We start from the raw sequence: 233 nt of genomic DNA on the forward strand, positions 1-233 counted from the left end.
GGGAAACCCCCAACTACCATCGGCGCTGAAGAGCTTAACTGCCGTGTTCGGAATGGGAACGGGTGTGACCTCTTCGCTATCGCCACCAAACATGAAAGGAACGTTGTTCCTTCAAAACTAGATAATATAAGAAGGTATTTCATTTTTTTAAAGCGTTGGTTAAGTCCTCGATCTATTAGTATCAGTCAGCTCCACATGTCGCCACGCTTCCACCTCTGACCTATCAACCTGAT

General features: G+C 45.9%; 1 rRNA gene. It reads right to left on the reverse strand.

The features are described 5' to 3' along the window. Nucleotides 1–90 (reverse strand): 5S ribosomal RNA (gene rrf, locus Q8G36_RS28940); the annotation flags it as partial. Nucleotides 91–233 lie beyond the last annotated feature (143 nt).

The organism is Peribacillus frigoritolerans (assembly GCF_030676415.1).
In the GTDB taxonomy this organism is placed as follows: domain Bacteria; phylum Bacillota; class Bacilli; order Bacillales; family DSM-1321; genus Peribacillus; species Peribacillus frigoritolerans_A.